Below are 18,978 nucleotides of genomic sequence, written 5' to 3' on the forward strand. Positions count from 1 at the left end.
CCGCGGCCGCGCAGGCCAGCGGGTGACCGGAGTAGGTCAGGCCGCCCGGGTAGGGGCGGGTGGCGAAGGTCCGGGGGCGGAGCCCCCGGGAGCACCCGCAGGGTGTTCGTGGCCAGGACCCTGGCAACCGCAGCCGCGGCAACGGCCGGCACGACGGTCGCGTACGGAACGTACGGCGTCATGCGCGGACCAAGGGTCAAGCGCGTCCAGGTCCCCCTCGCCAAACTCCCCAGGGCCGCCCACGGCTACCGCATCGCCGTGGTGAGCGACATCCACCTCGGCCCCATCCTCGGCCGGGCCCACACCCAGCGCATCGTCGACACCGTCAACGCCACCCAGCCCGACCTGATCGCCATCGTCGGGGACCTGGTCGACGGCAGCGTCCACGACCTCGGCCCGGCCGCCGAGCCGCTGGCCCGGCTGCGCGCCCGGCACGGCAGTTACTTCGTCACCGGCAACCACGAGTACTTCTCCGGCGCCCGCCAGTGGGTCGACCACGTCCGCGAGCTGGGCGTGCACCCGCTGGAGAACGCCCGTACCCCGATGCCCTTCTTCGACCTGGCCGGCGTCAACGACGTGGCGGGCGAACGCGAGGGCGAGGGGCCCGACTTCGGCCGGGCCCTCGGCGACCGGGACCGCTCCCGCGCGGCGGTGCTGCTGGCCCACCAGCCGGTGGTGATCCACGACGCGGTCCGCTACGGCGTGGACCTCCAGCTCTCCGGCCACACGCACGGCGGCCAGCTCTGGCCGGGGGAGTACATCGCGGCCCTCGCCAACCCGACCGTGGCCGGCCTGGAGCGGTACGGGGACACGCAGTTGTACGTTTCTCGTGGGGCCGGCGCGTGGGGGCCGCCGGTACGGGTCGGAGCCCCCTCCGACATCACCGTCGTAGAGCTTGCGTCTTATCAGACGTAACTTGGTGAAAGCTGTAGTGACACGCCCTTCCACTTGTGAAATTTCCGTGGTTGAGTGGGCAACGTTTGCAAGAGCTGACGGCTAAGGGGGCCGGCGGCTCTCAGGCCGTCGGCTCACGAAGCCGGACGGTCCAGTGGTCGACGGCTAAAGGGGCCCGTCGGCGTGGTGGGGCGTGGAGGATGGCTCGGCATGCGGCGTGTTGCTATTGGGGCCTTGGCGGCCGGATCGGTTCTGGTGGTCGCCGGGGTGGGGGCCTGGCAGCTGCTGCCCTCGGACGGCAAGAAGGACGCCATCACGGTCGGGACGACCGATGAAGTCTCCTCCCTCGACCCGGCCGGCGCCTACGACGCCGGCTCCTGGGCGCTGTACAGCAATGTCTACCAGTCACTGCTGACGCTCAAGAACGGTTCCGACGTACCCGTCCCGGACGCCGCGAGCTCCTGCAAGTTCATCGGGCTCAAGCTCACCACGTACCAGTGCGAGCTGCGGCCCGGCATGAAGTTCTCCAACGGCCGGGAGATGACGGCGGAGGACGTGAAGTTCTCCTTCGACCGGATCTTCAAGATCAACTCGGACCAGGGTCCGAAGCCGCTGCTGAACACGCTGAAGTCGGTCAGCGTGCGGGACCGGACGATCACCTTCAACCTGTCCCAGCGCGACGCGACCTTCCCGTTCAAGATAGCCACCGGTGCCGGGGCGATCGTGGACAAGGAGAAGTACCCGGCCGACGGGCTGCGCACGGGCACCGAGGTCGACGGCTCGGGCCCGTACGTCCTGGAGTCCTCCACCAACGGCCAGATCGAGCTCACGCCCAACGGCTCGTACCAGGGCAACGCCAAGCCGGCGCACGTCCCGGTCACGGTCAAGTACTACGAGGACTCCGAGCAGCTCAACTCCGCGTGGAAGAACCACGACATCGACGTGGCCCACCGCGAGCTGCCGCCGAACGTCCTGGCCCAGTTGAACCCGGGCATCGAGGACACCCGCTACCACGAGTCCGGCGGCTCCGAGATCCGCTCGATGGTCTTCAACGTCCGCAAGAACTCCACCTTCCGGGAGCGGGCCGCCCGGCAGGCCGTCGCCGCGGTGCTGGACCGCTCTGCCATCGCCCGGAACGTCTTCGAGGGCACCGTCACGCCGCTGTACTCGCTGATCCCGCAGGGCGTCAGCGGCCACAGCACGCCCTTCTACGACGTCTACCCGCAGCCGAGCGCGGCCGAGGCGAAGTCGATCCTGCGGAAGGCCGACATCAGCACCCCGGTCTCCTTCACGCTGGGCATCAACAAGCGCGACGCCAACGTCGCGGAGGCCGCGGAGGTCAAGCGGCAGCTGGAGGAGACGGGCCTCTTCAAGGTCAAGATCGACACCATCCCGGACTTCACGTCCTTCCAGAAGGCGTACGCGGCGGCCAGGTTCGACGCCTACCTCATCGGCTGGGTCGCGGACTTCCCGGACCCGGACAACTTCACCGCGCCGCTGGTCGGCAAGGACTCCGGCTGGCGCAGCGGGTTCAACGACCCGGCCCTCGAAGCGCTGATCAGCAAGACCCAGTCCTACAGCGACCGCGGTGACTCGCTCAACGACTTCCGGGCCGCGCAGCAGCTGGTGGCCGAGCAGGTCCCGGTCCTGCCGCTCTGGCAGAAGAAGGAGTACGTGATCAGCCGCGACGCCGTCACCGGCGCGCAGTTCCTCGCGGACGGCACCGGCGTGTGGCGTCTGTGGGACCTCAACTGGCTGTGAGCCGGCACCGGTCCCACCGGCTCTGAGCCGGGGCCGGCACCGGCGACGGGCCGTCAGCGCTTGCGGGCGCTGGCGGCCTGTGCCATTCCCGGCAGGAAGTCGGTGAACAGCTCGTGCACCTCGTGGACCAGCGGCCGCAGCACCCGGAACCGGGCCAGGGTCACGCCCCGGGTGGTGAGCGCGGCGCCCCGCTCGGCGAGCCGGCGGGTGCGCTCGGAGCCCTCGGAGCGGTCGAAGACCCAGTAGAGGACCAGGCCCATCTGCGAGAGCCACATCAGCTCGGGCAGGATCTCCCGCAGCTCCTCCGGGACCTTGGCCTTGGAGCCGCCCAGCACCTCCCGGTGGACCGCGATGGCCTGCTCGCGGGCGTGTTCCGACTCGGCGGAGAACGGGCTGAGCGGGCTCTCGGGGTCGGCGGCGTTCTTGAAGAACTGGGCGGCGAACTCGTGGTACGGGGCGGCGATGTCCAGCCAGGCGGTCAGCACCCCGGCCAGCCGCTTCTGGAGGTCGGTCTCCGCGTCCAGCACGGGCCGGACCGCCGCCTGGTGTTCGGCGGCGATCCGGTCGTAGAACCCCTGGACCAGGTGTTCCTTGGACTCGAAGTAGTAGTAGGCGTTGCCGACCGAGACGCCGGCCTCCTTGGCGATGCCCCGCATGGTCGTCTTGTCGTAGCCGCGCTCCTGGAAGAGCCGGAGCGCGGTTTCGAGGATGAGCGTGCGGGTCTGTTCGCTCTTGGCGGGCTTCACGTCAGTCACGGTGTACGAGCCTATCCGGGGACGCCGCACTGCTCGTCGCAGCGTGTGGTGTTCTGGCGGACCTTGGCCGCGGCGAGCATGGCGGCCCGGGCGAAGGGGAAGCCGGCCGGGGTGGCCAGCCAGTTGGCCCGGGGCCGGTGCTCGGCCAGCGCCCACAGGCACATGACGAAGGCGTGCGCACCGGTCCACACCTGGCCGCCGTCCCCGACCACCGTGATCTCCCGGAGGGTGGCGGCGTGGTCCAGCTGCGGGAAGCGGCGCTGCGCCTCCAGGGAGGTGGCCGGCACCAGCGCCAGCGGTACCAGCCACCGCTGGCCCAGCAGCCAGTTGCGCAGGTGCACGCAGAGCGGGCAGTTCGCGTCGTAGAGCACCGTCAGCCGGCGCACGGCGCTGCCGGGGGGCCGCACGGGCTCAGGCCCCGACCGGCGCGGTCCAGCCCTGCGGGGGGACCGGCGGGGTGTTCTGCCGCTCCAGGATCCCGCGGCGGCGCATCTTGTTGAGCACCCAGACGTTGCCGAGGTGCATCACGCCGAGCACCAGCAGGACGACGCCGAGCTTGCGCGACAGTGCCTCGAAGAGGCCGGCGGGGTCCTCGATGTCCTCCGCGCCCCGCAGGTACAGGCTGACGAAGCCGAGGTTGACGAGGTAGAAGCCGACCACCAGCAGGTGGTTCACGGCGTCCGCCAGCTTCTCGTCCCCGTGCAGTACGTCCGCGATGAAGATCCGCCCGTTCCGGCTCAGGGTGCGTGCCACCCAGACGGTCAGCCCGATGCTGACGAGCAGGTAGATGACGTAGGCCCAGACAGTGAGGTCCATGACCCCACCCCCCTCTTGAACGTGTTCAAAGTGTTGGCAGGACTGACTGTAGCCCTGTCTTTGAACACGTTCAAGCCTGTTTTTGAACAGGTTCAGGGTGTGATGGAAAGGGGTGGGGTGAACACCTCATATGATCGTGAAAGCCGCGCATGACCAGGCGCGGCGCATATCGCACCACGTATGTCCCTGGGGGGAACATGAAGATTCGCCGTGCCCTGACCGGCCTCGCCGTACCGGCCCTGCTGCTCGCCACGTCCGGTGTCGCCGACGCCGCCGACCGGCCCGCCGCCGACCCCTTCGCCTCCTGCGCGAAGTGGGAGCCCTACCCGGTCTCCCGGCTCCACACCGAGCTCCTGGGCCTGCCGGAGACGATCCCGGCCGCCACCTGGACCAAGTTCACCTTCCGCGTCAAGAACACCTCCCAGGGCCCGCTCAAGGCGGTGGCCCTCCAGGTGGACGCCGGCGTGACGCAGTACAGCCCGGTGCGCGCGGACCGGAAGATCGCCGTGCAGTGGTGGGACAAGGCCGCGGCCACGTGGCGGGCCATGCCCGCCGGCCACCTCGCCTTCCAGACCGTGCCGGGCGGCGTGAAGGCGGGCGCGACGAAGGACGTGAAGATGCGCATCAAGGTCGCGGGCGGCCCCGGCGAGGCCTTCGGCGACGCCGTCCAGGACGCCAACTACATCGCCCCCGACAACACCTGCGGCCGCGGCGGGAACATGGACCTCTACACCTTCACGGTCCCCAAGCCGACGGCCTGACCGGGGCTACTCGGCCTTCGGCTTGGGCGCGGCCGCCCGCAGCACCTCGGCCACGTCCAGGGTGACCTTGGCGCCGATGGACTCGGGGAGGGTGACGAGCTCGCCGGGGGCATGGACGCGGTGCGTCTCGTACCCGTCGGCCTGTGGCTCGGTCAGTACGTGCAGGCGCTGGTGCCTGCGGTCGACGATGACGTAGACGGGGATGCCGGCGTTGCCGTATGCCCGGACCTTGGTGTGCAGGTCGGCCCGGAAGTTGTTGGCGGTGACCTCCTGGTGGGGCCCGTCCCGCAAGAATGACAGCCGGATCTGACCGTCGATGATCTCCACCCGGCAGCCCGGGTTGCGCTCCATGAACCAGTCGGCTCCTTCGAGCAGCGTGGGCACCGCATGCCTCCCAAGAGTCTCCGCCCGCACGACACCATGCGTCGCGTCTGTGGGGGAGGCCAACGGGGCCGCGGCCACCCGAACGGCCGAAGGCCCCGCTCCCCGGAGAACCGGGGGGGCGGGGCCTTCGTCGTGGTGCGGGCGACCGGGAGGGGTCAGAAGCGGCGCGTGATGAGGGCGCGCTTGACTTCCTGGATGGCCTTGGTGACCTCGATGCCGCGGGGGCACGCGTCGGTGCAGTTGAACGTGGTGCGGCAGCGCCACACGCCGTCCTTGTCGTTCAGGATCTCCAGCCGCTGCTCGCCGGCCTCGTCACGCGAGTCGAAGATGAAGCGGTGCGCGTTGACGATCGCCGCCGGGCCGAAGTACTGGCCGTCGTTCCAGAACACCGGGCACGAGGACGTGCACGCGGCGCACAGGATGCACTTGGTGGTGTCGTCGAAGCGCTCGCGGTCCTCGGCGGACTGCAGGCGCTCGCGGGTCGGCTCGTTGCCCTTGGTGACCAGGAACGGCATGACGTCCCGGTACGCCTGGAAGAAGGGCTCCATGTCGACGATGAGGTCCTTCATCACGGTGAGGCCCTTGATGGCCTCGACCGTGATGGGCTTCTCCGGGTTGATGTCCTTGATCAGCGTCTTGCAGGCGAGCCTGTTCTTGCCGTTGATCCGCATCGCGTCGGAGCCGCAGATGCCGTGCGCGCACGACCGGCGGAAGGTGAGCGTGCCGTCCAGGTCCCACTTGATCTTGTGGAGACCGTCGAGCACGCGCTCCTTCGGGTCGATCTCGATCTGGAAGTCCTGCCACTGGGCCTCTTCCGAGACCTCCGGGTTGTAGCGGCGGATCCGGAAGGTGACCGTGATGTACGGGGAGGCCGCGGCCTCCGCCTCCACCTTGTCCAGGGTCGGGGTAGCCATCAGTACTTACGCTCCATCGGCTGGTAGCGGGTGGTGACGACGGGCTTGTAGTCGAGCCGGACGGAGTCCGTGCCGTCGTCGCCGACCTCGCGGTACGCCATGGTGTGGCGCATGAAGTTGACGTCGTCGCGGTTCGGGTAGTCCTCGCGGTAGTGACCGCCGCGGGACTCCTTGCGGGCCAGGGCCGAGACGGCCATGACCTCGGCCAGGTCGAGCAGGTTGCCCAGCTCGATGGCCTCCAGCAGGTCCGTGTTGAACCGCTTGCCCTTGTCCTGCACCGAGACGTTCTTGTACCGGGCGCGCAGCTCGGCGATCTTCTCGACCGCGGTCTTGATCGTCTGCTCGGTACGGAAGACGGACACGTTCGCGTCCATCGTCTCCTGGAGCTCGTTGCGCAGCTCCGCGACCCGCTCGCTGCCCGTGGAGGCGCGCAGCTGCTCGACCAGGTCGACCACCTGCTGGGCCGGGTTCTCCGGCAGCTCGACGTAGTCGGCCTCGGACGCGTACTTGGCGGCCGCGATGCCCGAGCGCTTGCCGAAGACGTTGATGTCGAGCAGCGAGTTGGTGCCCAGCCGGTTGGCGCCGTGCACCGACACGCAGGCCACCTCGCCGGCCGCGTACAGGCCCGGGACGACGGTGGTGTTGTCCGAGAGGACCTCACCCTCGACGTTGGTCGGGATGCCGCCCATGGCGTAGTGCGCGGTGGGCTGGATCGGGATCGGGTCCGTGTACGGCTCGATGCCGAGGTACGTACGGGCGAACTCGGTGATGTCCGGCAGCTTGGCGTCCAGCTGCTCCGGCGGCAGGTGCGTCAGGTCGAGGTAGACGTGGTCGCCCTCGGGACCGCAGCCGCGGCCCTCGCGGATCTCCGTGTAGATGGAGCGCGAGACGACGTCACGGGACGCGAGGTCCTTCATGACCGGCGCGTACTTCTCCATGAAGCGCTCGCCGTCCTTGTTGCGGAGGATGCCGCCCTCACCGCGGGCGCCCTCCGTCAGTAGGATGCCCATGCGCCAGATGCCCGTCGGGTGGAACTGGAAGAACTCCATGTCCTCCAGCGGCAGGCCGCGCCGGTAGCAGGCCGCCTGGCCGTCACCGGTGAGGGTGTGCGCGTTGGAGGTCACCTTGAAGAACTTGCCGTTGCCGCCGGAGGCGTAGATCACGGCCTTCGCCTGGAAGATGTGGATCTCGCCGGTGGCCAGCTCGTAGGCGACCACGCCGGCGGAGTGCTTGACCCCGTCGACCTCGGTGATCAGCTGGTCCAGGACGTAGAACTCGTTGAAGAACTCCACGCCCTCCTTGACGCAGTTCTGGTACAGCGTCTGGAGGATCATGTGACCGGTGCGGTCCGCGGCGTAGCAGGACCGGCGGACCGGGGCCTCGCCGTGGGCGCGCGAGTGGCCGCCGAAGCGGCGCTGGTCGATGGTGCCGTCCGGGGTGCGGTTGAACGGCAGGCCCATCTTCTCGAGGTCGAGGACCGCGTCGATGGCCTCCTTCGCCAGGATCTCGGCGGCGTCCTGGTCGACCAGGTAGTCACCGCCCTTGACCGTGTCGAAGGTGTGCCACTCCCAGTTGTCCTCTTCCACGTTGGCGAGCGCGGCGGCCATGCCGCCCTGCGCGGCGCCCGTGTGGGAGCGGGTCGGGTACAGCTTGGTCAGCACGGCGGTGCGGCTGCGCTTCGTCGCCTCGATGGCGGCGCGCATACCGGCGCCGCCGGCGCCGACGATGACGGTGTCGTACTTGTGGATCTTCATGCGATGTGTCGCCTCAGCCCCGTTGCCTAGCGGATGTTCGGGTCGAAGGTGAAGATCACCAGCGTGCCCAGGAGGATGGTGAACACCGTGGCGGTGTAGAGCAGGCCCTTCAGCCACAGCCGCGTGTTCGCGCGCTCCGCGTAGTCGTTGATGACGGTACGCAGGCCGTTCGAGCCGTGCAGCATGGCCAGCCACAGCATCAGCAGGTCCCACACCTGCCAGAACGGGGACGCCCAGCGGCCGGCCACGAAGGCGAAGCCGATCTTGGACACGCCGCCGTCGAGCACCAGCTGGATCAGCAGGTGGCCGAGGACCAGGACGACCAGCACGATGCCGGACAGGCGCATGAAGAGCCAGGCGGCCATCTCGAAGTTGCCGCGGGTCGACCGGGGCGTCTTCGAGGTGCGCTTGCGCGGGGCCTCGATGTACGGGGCCGGGTTGTCGACGTCGTAGAGGCTCACGCCTTCGACGGCGCCGATCGAGGAAGAAGAGGTGTCAGCAGACATCGGTGTCACTTCCCGAACAGTTCAGAAGCCGCGTGACCGAGGACGGGGTACAGGGCCCCGGCCATCAGCACGACCCAGATGCCCACGACGGTCCAGAGCATCTGCTTCTGGTAGCGGGGGCCCTTGGACCAGAAGTCCACGGCGATGACACGGAGTCCGTTGAGGGCGTGGAAGAGGATCGCGGCCACGAGGCCGTATTCCAGCAGCCCGACAATCGGGGTCTTGTAGGTAGCCACGACATCGTCGTACGCCTCGGGGGAGACGCGGACGAGAGCGGTGTCGAGGACGTGTACGAACAGGAAGAAGAAGATGAGGACGCCGGTGACTCGATGAGCCACCCAGGACCACATACCTTCCCGGCCGCGGTACAACGTTCCAGCCGGCACGGAAAACCCTCCGGAAGCGAGGCGAGGGCCGCCGGCTTCTTTGTCGGTCGGGCCCGGCCGGGTACGGTCCACCGGCCCCGGACATCGTAGCGACGACTTGTCGGTTCCTTCGCGCGGGGTCCCTTGGTGTGATCAAACAGGCACGGACGGGCTATCCGACAACTCGGAAGTAGGCCAATTCGGGCGTACGGCACTCACTCCCGCGAGGCCGGCCATCCCGCCCACCAGGGCGACCAGCCGCCCGCGGGCCAGCCGCCGCAGTTCGTCGGCGGCGATGGTCCGCTCCTCCTCGGGGTCGTTGGCCATCCGGCGGTGCACGGCGGCCAGCACGAGGTCGGGGTGTTCGGCCGGCGGGTGGTCGTCCAGGCAGATGAGGAAGGCGTGCCCGAAGGTCCGCTCGTACTCGTCCTGCGCCGCGGCCAGCGCCAGATGGGCGGCCGGCAGCGCGTCCCGGTGCAGTTCGGCGGGGAACTCGTCGGCCAGTGCCTCGCTCAGGTCCGCCCGGGAGAGGTCGTACGCCGCCTCGTCGGCCGCGGCGAGCAGCGCCTCCAGGTCCGGGTACGGGCGGTGGGCCGCCACCCGGTGGGCCCACCGGCGGCTGCCGCAGCAGTGCAGCAGGGACTCCTCGGCCGCCTCGGGGGCCGCGGCGTTGAACCGGGCCAGCCCGGAGCAGCCGCGGACCTGTGCCGGAAGGTGGCTGGACAGCGGGGGGCTCCTCGGGGCGTGTCGGGGGTGTGCCGCCACGCTACCGACCTGAGGGGTGCCGCAGGCGTGCGACGAGGAGGATTTCACCCGCACGGGGAGGCGGGGCGGGTTGCGGACGCGCGCGGGACGGGTGCCGGTTCACGGGTGTTCACCCGGATGGCGCAGAATCCTGGACGTGAGTCGTCATCGGGACCGGTCGTCGGGGGCCCGGCGGACGGCCGTGGGCACCGCGCGGGGGATCCGGAAGGCGACCGAGGCCGCCACCCCCCACAGGAGAGGCCCCGGCCGCCGTCCGTTACGGGCTCGTGCGACAAGCCCGTATACATGTCTGCGTCGCGGGTGCGTTTTCTGTCACACCCCGCTTCGCGCTCGGATGGTTGCAGCTTGTACAAGTCATGGACGAGAGGCCCCGGAAGGCCGTAACGTGCTGATTTGCGCAAGACGTACAGGACAGTGAACGGGTTGGGGACGTGCTGGGGGACGACGCGGAGCTGACCGCCGCGGTGCTCGCGGCACAGGACGGCGACGAGAACGCGTTCCGGACTGTGTACCGCACGGTGCACCCGCGCCTGCTCGGGTACCTGCGCACGCTCGTCGGCGAGGCCGAGGCGGAGGACGTGGCCTCCGAGGCCTGGCTGCAGATAGCCCGCGACCTCGCCGCCTTCGAGGGCGACGCCGACCGCTTCCGCGGCTGGACCGCCCGGATCGCCCGCAACCGCGCCCTGGACCACATACGCATGCGCGGCCGGCGCCCCGCGGTGGGCGGCGACGAGACCGAGCTGACCGGCCGGGCCGCCGACTCCGACACCTACGGCGAGGCCATGGAGGCGCTGTCCACCGGCCGGACGATGGAACTGATATCCCGGCTGCCCCGGGACCAGGCCGAGGCCGTGGTGCTCCGGGTGGTCGTCGGCCTGGACGCCAAGAGCGCCGCCGAGACCCTGGGCAAGCGGCCCGGCGCGGTCCGCACCGCGGCCCACCGGGGACTGAAGAAACTGGCCGAGCTGCTGGGCTCGGAGTTCGGGGATAATGCCGAAGGCCACGACGCCCCCGGCAACCCCGGAGGCGGCAGTGGCGAGGGGGGCAGCGGGGACCTCGACGCCGTGCCGGCACAACGCGGCCCGCGGGCCGGTCCCAAGGAGCGGACCGGTGTGACGCAATCGCGTTGGCGGACGCAGAAGGACATGTGATGGCCGACGATCGCTACGGGTGGCTCGACGGGGCCGCAGCCGAAAAGCTGCTCTCCGGCGAACCGGTCCTGCCCGGCGACGGACACCCGGGGCGGCCCGGGGCGGCCCGCCTCGCCCACGCACTCGACTCCCTGGTTCCGGCTGCCCGCCCCGAGGCGGAACTGCCCGGTGAGGCCGCCGCGCTGGCTGCCTTCCGGGCCGCCCGGACCGCCGACACCCAGGCCCGGGAAGCCGCCGAACCGACGGTCCGGCTGGCGCCCACGGCGCCCGCGGGCGCCGTGGAGCTGCGGCCGCTGACCGGTCCGGTCCGCGCGCCCCGCCGTGCCGGAGCCGGCCGCCGGCCGCTGCGGCTGGGCCTGGCCGCCGCCGTCGCCGGACTCACCATCGGCGGGGTCGCCGCCGCGGCCACCACCGGACTGCTGCCCGGCCAGGAGGTGCGCGCCGGCGCCGGGCCCTCGGCCACCGTCTCCGTGCTGCCCTCCCAGGAGTTCTCCCGGGTGGCCCCGGAGCCGACCGGTGGCACCGGCGAGCGCTTCGGCACCCGCCGGCTGCCGGACCCGCCGGTCACCGGCGCGCCCTCCGGTACGACCGGGCCCGAGGCCACCGCCACGGCCGGCACCGGCACGCCCTCGGAGCAGCCCGAGCCCAAGAAGACCGGGGGCACCGACGCGGGCGGCACGACCGGCGGCGGCGCCGAGGCCCGCCGCAGGCTGATCGACAACTGCAAGGACCTGCGCGCCGGGCACCTGGACGGGATCCGCCGGACGGACCTGGAGGGCGCCGCCCGCGGCGACCGGGTCGAGCGCTTCTGCGACCGGCTGCTCGGCACCGGCACGGGTACCGGCGGCACCGGAGACGGGGACTCCGCCGGCAAGGGCGGCGGCAAGGACGACGGCAAGGACAAGGGCAAGGGCGGCAAGAAGGGCGGCTCGACCCCCCTCGGCTTCACCCCGCACAAGGCCGCTCCGACCGCTCCCGTGTCGGTTCCCGACCCCCGCCGCGAGCGGCTGTAACACTTTTCGCGCGCCCGGCGCAGTACATAACGAGCCGACTGGTCATCGGCCGCGCATGAGCCGGGGTTCCCCCCGTACCCCTGGGCTCTGCGCACTCGGCGCGGGCGGGGCACGTTCCCCCGGCCCTGCCCGCGCCCTCTACTTCCCCGCCCCGCCGCCGGGGCCCCCGGCGGCCGGACGCGGCCCGCGAGCGGACGTCACCAGTAGACGACGACCTTGTCCCCGACCTTCACCTGGTCGAAGAGCGACGACAGCTTCACCTTGTCCCGGACGTTGACGCAGCCGTGCGAGGCGCCCGCGTACCCGCGCGCCGCGAAGTCCGCCGAGTAGTGCACCGCCTGGCCCCGGCTGAAGAACATCGCGTACGGCATGGGCGTGTGGAACAGCGTGGACGTCCACTCGCGGGCCTTCCACTCCACGTTGAACTGGCCCTCGCGGGTCGGGGTGTTCTCGGAGCCGAAGCGCACGTCGAAGGCGAGCTGGACCTTGCCGTCGATCATCCAGGCGAGGGTGCGGCTCTCCTTGCTGATGCACATGACGCGGCCGGTCAGGCAGCGCGGGTCGGGCGTGTCGAGTTCGTTGGTGGTCGGCGGGCGCAGCTCGGCGTCGGTGGGCCGGTGCGTCATGGCGAGCAGCTTCTGCCAGGTGTCCTCGTCGACGCTGCCGGTGGCCGAAAGTTGCCGCTTGGTCTGGAAGCCCTTGACGGCCGTGCTCGTGATCGAGCCGTAGAAGCCGGTGGGCGAGCGGTGGAAGTAGGCGAGCTGCTTCAGCCGCGCCTGCAGCTCGCGGACCTGCTCGCTCTCGGAGCCCTCGGCCATCAGCGCCTTGGCGGCGCCGGGGGTGGCGGAGGCGCTGGGCGAGGCGGTGTCCCCGGCCGGCTTGTCGTCATGGGAAGGGGCGGCCGACGGGTCGGCCGGTGCGCTCGGTGCGGCGGAACGGCCGGAACCGGTCCCGCCCGAGGACCCCGCGGCCCCCGACCCCTGCGGCCCGCAGCCGGTCGCGACGACCGCCGCGACGGCCGCCACCACGGCGCTTCTCATGACTCTCTGGCGGTACATCGTGCCCCCCGATTTCTGCGTGTGTACGTAGGGATGCTTCCCGGCGCCGTGTGGTTGCGAACGACGGCACGGCGGGACAGGTTGTACCAGTACGCGGCACCAGGCTCGATGAAGGAGCGGTAACGATGGCGCGGCAGACCGAGTCGGGGATCCCCATCGAGCCGGTCTACGGGCCGGAGCAGCTGCGCGGCTGGGACGCCGCCGGGCAGCTCGGCGAGCCGGGCGGCTACCCCTTCACCCGGGGCGTGTACCCGACGATGTACACCGGACGGCCCTGGACGATGCGGCAGTACGCCGGCTTCGGGACGGCCGCCGAGTCCAACGCCCGCTACCGGGCGCTGATCGCCGGCGGCTCCACCGGCCTGTCCGTCGCCTTCGACCTGCCGACCCAGATGGGCCACGACTCCGACGCCCCGCTCGCGCACGGCGAGGTCGGCCGGGTCGGGGTGGCCGTCGACTCCGTCGAGGACATGCGGGAGCTGTTCGAGGGCATCCCGCTGGACCGGGTCTCCACCTCGATGACCATCAACGCCCCGGCCGCCGTGCTGCTCCTGATGTACCAGCTGGTCGCCGAGGAGCAGGGGGTCCCGGCGGCGGCGCTGACCGGCACGGTCCAGAACGACGTGCTCAAGGAGTACATCGCCCGCGGCACCTACATCTTCCCGCCGGCCCCCTCGCTGCGGCTGGTCGCCGACACCTTCCGGTACTGCCGGGCCGAGCTGCCCCGGTGGAACACCATCTCCATCTCCGGCTACCACATGGCGGAGGCCGGGGCCTCGCCCGTGCAGGAGGTGGCCTTCACGCTGGCGGACGGGATCGCGTACGTCCGTACCGCGCTGGCGGCCGGGATGGCGGTGGACGAGTTCGCCCCCCGGCTGTCCTTCTTCTTCGTGGCCCGCACCAGCCTCCTGGAGGAGGTGGCCAAGTTCCGGGCGGCCCGCCGGATCTGGGCGCGGACCATGCGCGAGGAGTTCGGCGCCCGGGACCCGCGGTCGCTGATGCTGCGCTTCCACACCCAGACGGCGGGGGTCCAGCTCACCGCCCAGCAGCCCGAGGTCAACCTGGTCCGGGTGGCCGTCCAGGGCCTCGCGGCGGTGCTCGGCGGCACCCAGTCGCTGCACACCAACTCCTTCGACGAGGCCATCGCGCTGCCCACCGAGAAGGCCGCCCGGCTGGCGCTGCGCACCCAGCAGGTGCTGGCGTACGAGACGGACGTGACCGCCACCGTCGACCCGTTCGCCGGCTCCTACGCGATCGAGCGGATGACGGACGACCTCGAGGCGGCGGCGGTGGCGCTGATGGACCGGGTGGAGGGGCTGGGCGGCGCGGTGGGCGCCATCGAGCAGGGCTTCCAGAAGGGGGAGATCGAGCGCAACGCCTACCGGATCGCGCGGGAGACCGACGCCGGGGAGCGGGTGGTGGTCGGGGTGAACCGCTTCGTCCTGGACGAGGAGGAGCCGTACCGGCCGCTGCGGGTGGACCCGGCGATCGAGGAGCGGCAGGTGGCGCGGCTGGCCCGGCTGCGGGCCGGGCGGGACGGGGCGGCCGTGACCGCGGCCCTGGCGGAGCTGCGGGCCGCGGCGGCCGGCCCGGCGAACGTCCTCCCTCCTATGAGGGAGGCGCTGCGGGCGCGGGCGACCGTGGGCGAGGTCTGCGGCGCGCTGCGGGAGGTGTGGGGCGGCTACGTCCCGGTTGACGTCTTCTGAGCGCTCGCGGTCAGAGGCCGGCCGACGCCTTCCGAGCGGCCGCGGTCAGACGCTGCTGAGCGTGAGCTTGGCGGCGAAGCCGAGGAAGAGCACGCCCGCGGCGGTGGTCGCCCCGGCCGACAGCCGGCGGCGCCGCCGGAAGGCCGCCGACAGGCGGGTGCCGCCGAATATGAGCGCGGTCAGGTAGAGGAAGCTGCCGAGCTGCAGCAGGCCGCCCAGGACCAGGAACGACAGCGCCGGGTAGGCGTAGTCCGGGTCGACGAACTGCACGAAGAAGGACAGCAGGAAGAGGATGGCCTTCGGGTTGAGCAGGCTGATCAGCAGGGCCCGCCGGTAGGGGCGCTCGGCGTCCGCGGGCGGCTCGCCGGTCATGATCTCCTCCTGCCGGGCCGCCCGCTCCCGCCACATCGTCCACGCGGCGCGCATCAGCCCGACGGCCAGCCAGGCGAGGTACCCGGCGCCGAGGAACTTCACGATGCCGAAGAGCAGGGCGTTGGTCTGGAGCAGCGAGGCGGCGCCGCCGGCGGCCAGCACCATCAGCACGGTGTCGCCGGTCCACACCCCGGCCGCGGCGGTGTAGCCCGCCCGCACGCCCCGGCGCGCGGCCACGGAGAGCACGTACAGCGAGTTGGGACCGGGCAGCAGGATGATCAGCACGAGCCCGGCCAGGTACGTCGGAAGGTCTGTCACACCCAGCATGCGGCGAGTCTCGCACGCGGGTACGACATCCCGGGTGACAGTTCCATCACATGAGATGGCACCTGACGCGGCGTGGGCCGCGGGTCACCGGACGCCCTCCAGGGCCCGCCGCAGCCGCGGCGTCAGGGTGCGTTCCACGTACCGGTGCAGCAGCCAGGCCAGGGCCAGCATCGAGGCGGTGGTGAGGACGAGGACCAGCGGGGCCGGCAGCCCGAGGTGGCGGCGCAGCAGCCGGATCACCACCCAGCCGAGGTGTTCGTGCACCAGGTAGAAGGGGTAGGTCAGGGCGCCGGCCACGGTCAGCCAGCGCCAGTCCAGCCGGGCCAGGCGCCCGGTGGCGATCAGCGCCACCGCCACGAAGCCGGCCGTCACCACCGCGACGATCACCGCCGCGCTGCGGTACGAGAAGAACCGCGGGTCCGGCGCGTGCCACAGGCCGGCCACCGCGTAGTGCTGGCCGATCAGCCAGCCGGCCGCGGTCACGCCCCAGGCGAGCACGTCCCGCCGGTCCCGGTGGACGAGGTACAGCCCGATCCCGCCGATGAAGAAGGGCGCGTACTCCGGCATCAGCGCCTGGGTCAGGAAGGGCTGGTCCGAGGCGTCCGCGAGGGCCGCGGCCAGGGTCCAGGCCCCGCAGAAGAGCAGGGTCCGGCGGCGCCCGCCGCCGGGCAGGATCACGAAGAGCGCGAAGAGCGCGTAGAAGCGCAGCTCCGCCCAGAGGGTCCAGCACACGCCGAGCACCCGCTGGGCGCCCACCGGCTGCTGGAGCATCGTCAGGTTCACCAGCGCGTCGCTGAGGCCGACCGTCCGGTACGGCAGCCAGGGCAGCGCGAAGACCAGCGTCACCAGCGCGATCGCCGCCCAGTAGGCGGGGTACAGGCGGGACACCCGGGAGGCCAGGAAGGACTTCAGGGGCTTGCCCCAGGCGCTCATGCAGATGACGAAGCCGCTGATCACGAAGAACACCTGCACGCCCAGGCAGCCGTACGCCAGCCAGGGCGAGGCCGTCGGGAAGAGCTGCCGGGGCGAGGCGCCCCAGGACGCCTGGACCTCCCCGCCCCGGCCGCCGTAGTGGTACCCGGCGACCATCAGCGCGGCCACCAGCCGCAGCCCGTCCAGGGCCCGCAGCCGGCCGCCCGCCCGGCGCGGCGCGGCGGCGGACTCCCGGTCCTGCGGCTGGCCCTGCTGTGCGGGCAGCGCCGGGGCCGTCATCCGAGGGCCGTCCGGCGCAGGTGGCGCACCCGGCGCACCACGCGCTTGACGGTGGGGCTGCGCGGGATGAAGGCCAGCTGGGCCGGGACCGCGCCGGGCAGGCCGAGCGCGGTCAGCCGGCGCCGCTTGAAGTAGCGCCAGACCCGCTCGTCCAGGTGGTGGGCGAGGAACCGCTCGGCCTCCGGCCGCCGGGCCGCCAGGATCTGCGACTGCATCGCGTAGCCCACCGCCGTGACCAGCGCGGCCAGTTCCTTGACGGCGGCCGGCCCGGGCGGGCTCCAGGCGCGCACCGCCTCCGGGTCGGACAGCTCGGGCAGCAGCGCGTCCACGATCGTCAGCGGCACCCGGTTGCTGTTCTGGTACGGGGTGACCCGGTCCAGCAGCGGCGCGGTGCCGGTGCGGGCCACCGGGATCCCGAAGAGGGTGGCGGCGGTGAGCAGCCCGGTCGAGAAGCAACCGGCCACCAGCGCCGGCGCCAGCCGCCGGTACAGCACCTCGGCCAGCACCGGGGTGTCCAGGACGGTCAGCCGCGCGCCCAGCCGGGCGGCCTCCTCCTCGACCATCCGGGACCACCGGGCGGGGGCGCTGGGGTGCGGTTTGAAGACCAGCTCGCGGTGGCCGAGGGCGTGCGCCCCGCGGACCATCCGCACGTGCAGCTCCTCTTCCTCCTGCGGGGTCAGCAGCTCGATGGCGGACAGGTACTGGCCCAGCAGCAGGGCCGGCGCCTCGCCGATCCCGGCCAGCTCGGCCTCGTCCACCGGCAGCGAGGCCAGTACGTCGAGGAAGGCCGCGGCCGGCACCAGCTCGGCCGGTACGCCGAACTCGGTGAGCAGCAGCGGCTCCAGGCCCGGCACCAGGTCGAGGTGGAGCAGCCGGCGGATCCGGCCGCCGATCGCCGGGTCGAGTTTGTTGCGGGTCGGGCCGTAGCTCATCAGCCCGTCGGCGTAGACCTCGATCGGGGCGCCGGGGAAGAGCTGCACCACCGCCTGCGCGGGGGCGACCTGGATGGACTCGACGACCAGCTCGACGCGGTCCTCGCCCAGCTCCCACAGCGTCCGCAGCTGCCGCTCCCACAGCGGGGCGTCGTCGGGCCGCGGCAGCCAGCCGCCGGGGTGGAAGGGCTCGATGGTGGCGTTCCAGTCGAGCACCGCGTCGAAGCGGGCGGCGAGCTCGGCGAAGCCGGGCATCCGGTCCGGTCCGGGGGTGGTCTCCGGGATCGCGGCGTTGTTGCTGACCAGCAGCAGTCGCCGGTCGGCCGGGCCGAAGCAGCCGGCGTCCAGGGCCGCGGCCAGGGTGGCCGCCCCGTAGAGGGTGGAGGCGAGGAAGATCTGGGTGGTCGCGGGCGCGGGGGAGGGGGCCATCAGCCGGTCACCCCCGTGCTGAGCAGCGCCCGGCGGCGGAGCCGGCGCAGCAGGACCGCGCGCGGTACGTCCATGGAATCGATCGCCTCGTCGAGAACGTCCTGCGGCATTCGCTTCAGGGCCGCGGCGCTCATCGAACGGAGTTTTCTGGCCACCGGCGGCTCGAACCTTTCGATGGAACCGATATGGTGCGAAATAATTGCGCAGTACGTGCGCACGGCTTTGGGCAGCAATCGGTCCGCATCGCGGTCCGCGGCGGTTTCCTCGATTACCTGGTCGAATGCCCGGATGAAATCGAGTTGCCGGACGTCACCGATCTGGGTGAGGGAAGTCGAGACGCCCCGCCGGTAGAAGAGGCCCGGCAGCCCGACCGCGGCGAAGGAGTCCGCCTCGCGGTGCAGCCGCCAGATCCACGGCCGGTCCTCGGCGGTCCGCAGCCCGTGGGTGAAGTGCAGCAGGCCCCGGTCCGCCAGCCGCCGGTGGTACATGCCCGCCCAGGCGTACGGGTAGTCGACCGAGGTGGAGCGGTCGGCCGGCAGGATCGCCTCCCGGGGGGAGGAGACCACGCCCTGCGGACCGTGCGGGATCCGCTGCACCAGCCGGGCCCGGCCGGTGCACTGGACATGGTCGATCCGGACGAAGTCGCAGTTCAGACCCTCTATCGCGGAGAGCACCCGGGCCAGGTGGCCAGGGGCCAGCCAGTCGTCGCCGTCCATGAAGGTGAGGTATTCGCCGCGGGCCGCGTCCAGCCCGGTGTTGCGGGCGGTGGCCAGTCCGCCGTTCTTCTCGTGCCGGACGTACACCGCCCCCGGCAGCTCCTGCGCGGCCCGTTCCAGCAGGCCGGGGGTGCCGTCGGTGGAGCAGTCGTCGACGAGGACGAACTCGAAGTCCTCCCGCGCGTTCGCGCGCAGGCTTCGCAGGGCGTCTGGTGCGTATGTCTGCACGTTGTAGAACGGCACGACCACGGAGAGCTTGACCACCCGCGTGACACTAGGACTTGGCGCGGCATTCACCATGGACCGGGCACGGCCGCGAGGTGAACGCACAGCGGCGGATCTGTTAACCGGCCCGGTCCCCGGCCCATTCCCGGCCGTATTCGCATC

The 18,978-nt window shown here is 71.5% G+C and carries 19 protein-coding genes and 1 pseudogene; 6 read left to right on the plus strand and 14 right to left on the minus strand.

Annotation, left to right across the window (positions count from 1 at the left end):
- Nucleotides 1-81: 81 nt before the first annotated feature.
- Nucleotides 82-915 (plus strand): annotated as a pseudogene (locus AB0O40_RS14120) (metallophosphoesterase); the annotation flags it as partial.
- 189 nt (nucleotides 916-1,104) lie between these two features.
- Nucleotides 1,105-2,655 (plus strand): ABC transporter substrate-binding protein, encoded by a 1,551-nt coding sequence (locus tag AB0O40_RS14125; protein ID WP_365039947.1) that lies wholly within the window; start codon nucleotides 1,105-1,107, stop codon nucleotides 2,653-2,655.
- A gap of 53 nt (nucleotides 2,656-2,708) precedes the next feature.
- Here the strand turns inward: AB0O40_RS14125 and AB0O40_RS14130 are convergent, their stop codons facing one another.
- From AB0O40_RS14130 to AB0O40_RS14140, 3 genes are read right to left on the minus strand one after another with little or no spacing between them, the layout of a single operon-like run.
- Nucleotides 2,709-3,410 (minus strand): TetR family transcriptional regulator, encoded by a 702-nt coding sequence (locus AB0O40_RS14130; RefSeq protein WP_365039950.1) that lies wholly within the window; start codon nucleotides 3,408-3,410, stop codon nucleotides 2,709-2,711.
- Nucleotides 3,411-3,421: 11 nt separating this feature from the next.
- Nucleotides 3,422-3,817: a DCC1-like thiol-disulfide oxidoreductase family protein gene (locus AB0O40_RS14135; RefSeq protein ID WP_365039952.1), complete on the minus strand. Its 396-nt coding sequence runs from the start codon at nucleotides 3,815-3,817 to the stop codon at nucleotides 3,422-3,424.
- 4 nt (nucleotides 3,818-3,821) lie between these two features.
- Nucleotides 3,822-4,226, minus strand: coding sequence for a hypothetical protein (locus tag AB0O40_RS14140; protein ID WP_365039955.1), 405 nt, complete (start codon nucleotides 4,224-4,226; stop codon nucleotides 3,822-3,824).
- Nucleotides 4,227-4,423: 197 nt separating this feature from the next.
- Here AB0O40_RS14140 and AB0O40_RS14145 point away from each other — a divergent pair, with 197 nt between their 5' ends.
- A complete protein-coding gene (locus AB0O40_RS14145; RefSeq protein ID WP_365039958.1) occupies nucleotides 4,424-4,987 on the plus strand; it encodes a hypothetical protein in 564 nt (187 codons plus the stop codon).
- 6 nt (nucleotides 4,988-4,993) lie between these two features.
- Here AB0O40_RS14145 and AB0O40_RS14150 read toward each other — a convergent pair whose 3' ends face one another.
- The 6 genes from AB0O40_RS14150 to AB0O40_RS14175 form a co-directional block, all read right to left on the minus strand.
- The gene (locus AB0O40_RS14150; protein WP_365040128.1) at nucleotides 4,994-5,338 is read right to left on the minus strand and encodes a Uma2 family endonuclease; all 345 of its coding nucleotides are present in this window, start codon (nucleotides 5,336-5,338) and stop codon (nucleotides 4,994-4,996) included.
- Between the two features lie 188 nt (nucleotides 5,339-5,526).
- The gene (locus AB0O40_RS14155) at nucleotides 5,527-6,285 is read right to left on the minus strand and encodes a succinate dehydrogenase iron-sulfur subunit (protein WP_365039961.1); all 759 of its coding nucleotides are present in this window, start codon (nucleotides 6,283-6,285) and stop codon (nucleotides 5,527-5,529) included.
- Nucleotides 6,285-8,039, minus strand: a complete 1,755-nt coding sequence (gene sdhA / locus AB0O40_RS14160; protein WP_365039964.1) for a succinate dehydrogenase flavoprotein subunit — start codon at nucleotides 8,037-8,039, stop codon at nucleotides 6,285-6,287. Before sdhA ends, AB0O40_RS14155 begins: the two co-directional genes overlap by 1 nt.
- A gap of 26 nt (nucleotides 8,040-8,065) precedes the next feature.
- Nucleotides 8,066-8,545, minus strand: coding sequence for a succinate dehydrogenase hydrophobic membrane anchor subunit (locus AB0O40_RS14165; protein ID WP_365039967.1), 480 nt, complete (start codon nucleotides 8,543-8,545; stop codon nucleotides 8,066-8,068).
- 5 nt (nucleotides 8,546-8,550) lie between these two features.
- Nucleotides 8,551-8,931 (minus strand): succinate dehydrogenase, cytochrome b556 subunit, encoded by a 381-nt coding sequence (gene sdhC / locus AB0O40_RS14170; protein WP_365039969.1) that lies wholly within the window; start codon nucleotides 8,929-8,931, stop codon nucleotides 8,551-8,553.
- A 132-nt stretch (nucleotides 8,932-9,063) separates the two neighbouring features.
- Nucleotides 9,064-9,594 (minus strand): 2-oxo-4-hydroxy-4-carboxy-5-ureidoimidazoline decarboxylase, encoded by a 531-nt coding sequence (locus AB0O40_RS14175; protein WP_365040131.1) that lies wholly within the window; start codon nucleotides 9,592-9,594, stop codon nucleotides 9,064-9,066.
- A 512-nt stretch (nucleotides 9,595-10,106) separates the two neighbouring features.
- Between AB0O40_RS14175 and AB0O40_RS14180 the strand changes: the two genes are divergently transcribed.
- On the plus strand, nucleotides 10,107-10,826 hold the full coding sequence (locus tag AB0O40_RS14180; protein ID WP_365039972.1) for an RNA polymerase sigma factor: 720 nt from the start codon (nucleotides 10,107-10,109) through the stop codon (nucleotides 10,824-10,826).
- Nucleotides 10,826-11,839 carry an extensin gene (locus AB0O40_RS14185; protein ID WP_365039975.1) on the plus strand — a complete coding sequence of 338 codons (1,014 nt, stop codon included), beginning with the start codon at nucleotides 10,826-10,828 and terminating at the stop codon, nucleotides 11,837-11,839. The genes AB0O40_RS14180 and AB0O40_RS14185 overlap by 1 nt, the downstream gene beginning before the upstream one ends.
- A gap of 197 nt (nucleotides 11,840-12,036) precedes the next feature.
- Here AB0O40_RS14185 and AB0O40_RS14190 read toward each other — a convergent pair whose 3' ends face one another.
- Complete coding sequence (locus AB0O40_RS14190) at nucleotides 12,037-12,879, minus strand: L,D-transpeptidase family protein (protein WP_365039978.1); 843 nt, start codon at nucleotides 12,877-12,879, stop codon at nucleotides 12,037-12,039.
- A 143-nt stretch (nucleotides 12,880-13,022) separates the two neighbouring features.
- On the opposite strand from AB0O40_RS14190, the gene AB0O40_RS14195 reads away from it, so the two are divergent.
- Entirely contained in the window at nucleotides 13,023-14,603 is a 1,581-nt protein-coding gene (locus AB0O40_RS14195) for a methylmalonyl-CoA mutase family protein (RefSeq protein ID WP_365039981.1), read from the plus strand.
- Between the two features lie 45 nt (nucleotides 14,604-14,648).
- Here the strand turns inward: AB0O40_RS14195 and leuE are convergent, their stop codons facing one another.
- The 4 genes from leuE to AB0O40_RS14215 all read right to left on the minus strand — a co-directional run bounded on the left by leuE (nucleotide 14,649) and on the right by AB0O40_RS14215 (nucleotide 18,855).
- Complete coding sequence (gene leuE / locus AB0O40_RS14200) at nucleotides 14,649-15,302, minus strand: leucine efflux protein LeuE (protein ID WP_365039984.1); 654 nt, start codon at nucleotides 15,300-15,302, stop codon at nucleotides 14,649-14,651.
- An 84-nt stretch (nucleotides 15,303-15,386) separates the two neighbouring features.
- On the minus strand, nucleotides 15,387-16,514 hold the full coding sequence (locus tag AB0O40_RS14205) for an acyltransferase (protein ID WP_365039987.1): 1,128 nt from the start codon (nucleotides 16,512-16,514) through the stop codon (nucleotides 15,387-15,389).
- Complete coding sequence (locus AB0O40_RS14210; protein WP_365039990.1) at nucleotides 16,511-17,875, minus strand: polysialyltransferase family glycosyltransferase; 1,365 nt, start codon at nucleotides 17,873-17,875, stop codon at nucleotides 16,511-16,513. Before AB0O40_RS14210 ends, AB0O40_RS14205 begins: the two co-directional genes overlap by 4 nt.
- On the minus strand, nucleotides 17,875-18,855 hold the full coding sequence (locus tag AB0O40_RS14215) for a glycosyltransferase family 2 protein (RefSeq protein ID WP_365039994.1): 981 nt from the start codon (nucleotides 18,853-18,855) through the stop codon (nucleotides 17,875-17,877). Before AB0O40_RS14215 ends, AB0O40_RS14210 begins: the two co-directional genes overlap by 1 nt.
- Nucleotides 18,856-18,978: the final 123 nt, after the last annotated feature.

This window comes from Streptomyces sp. NPDC089919, assembly GCF_040684615.1.
Lineage (GTDB): Bacteria > Actinomycetota > Actinomycetes > Streptomycetales > Streptomycetaceae > Streptomyces.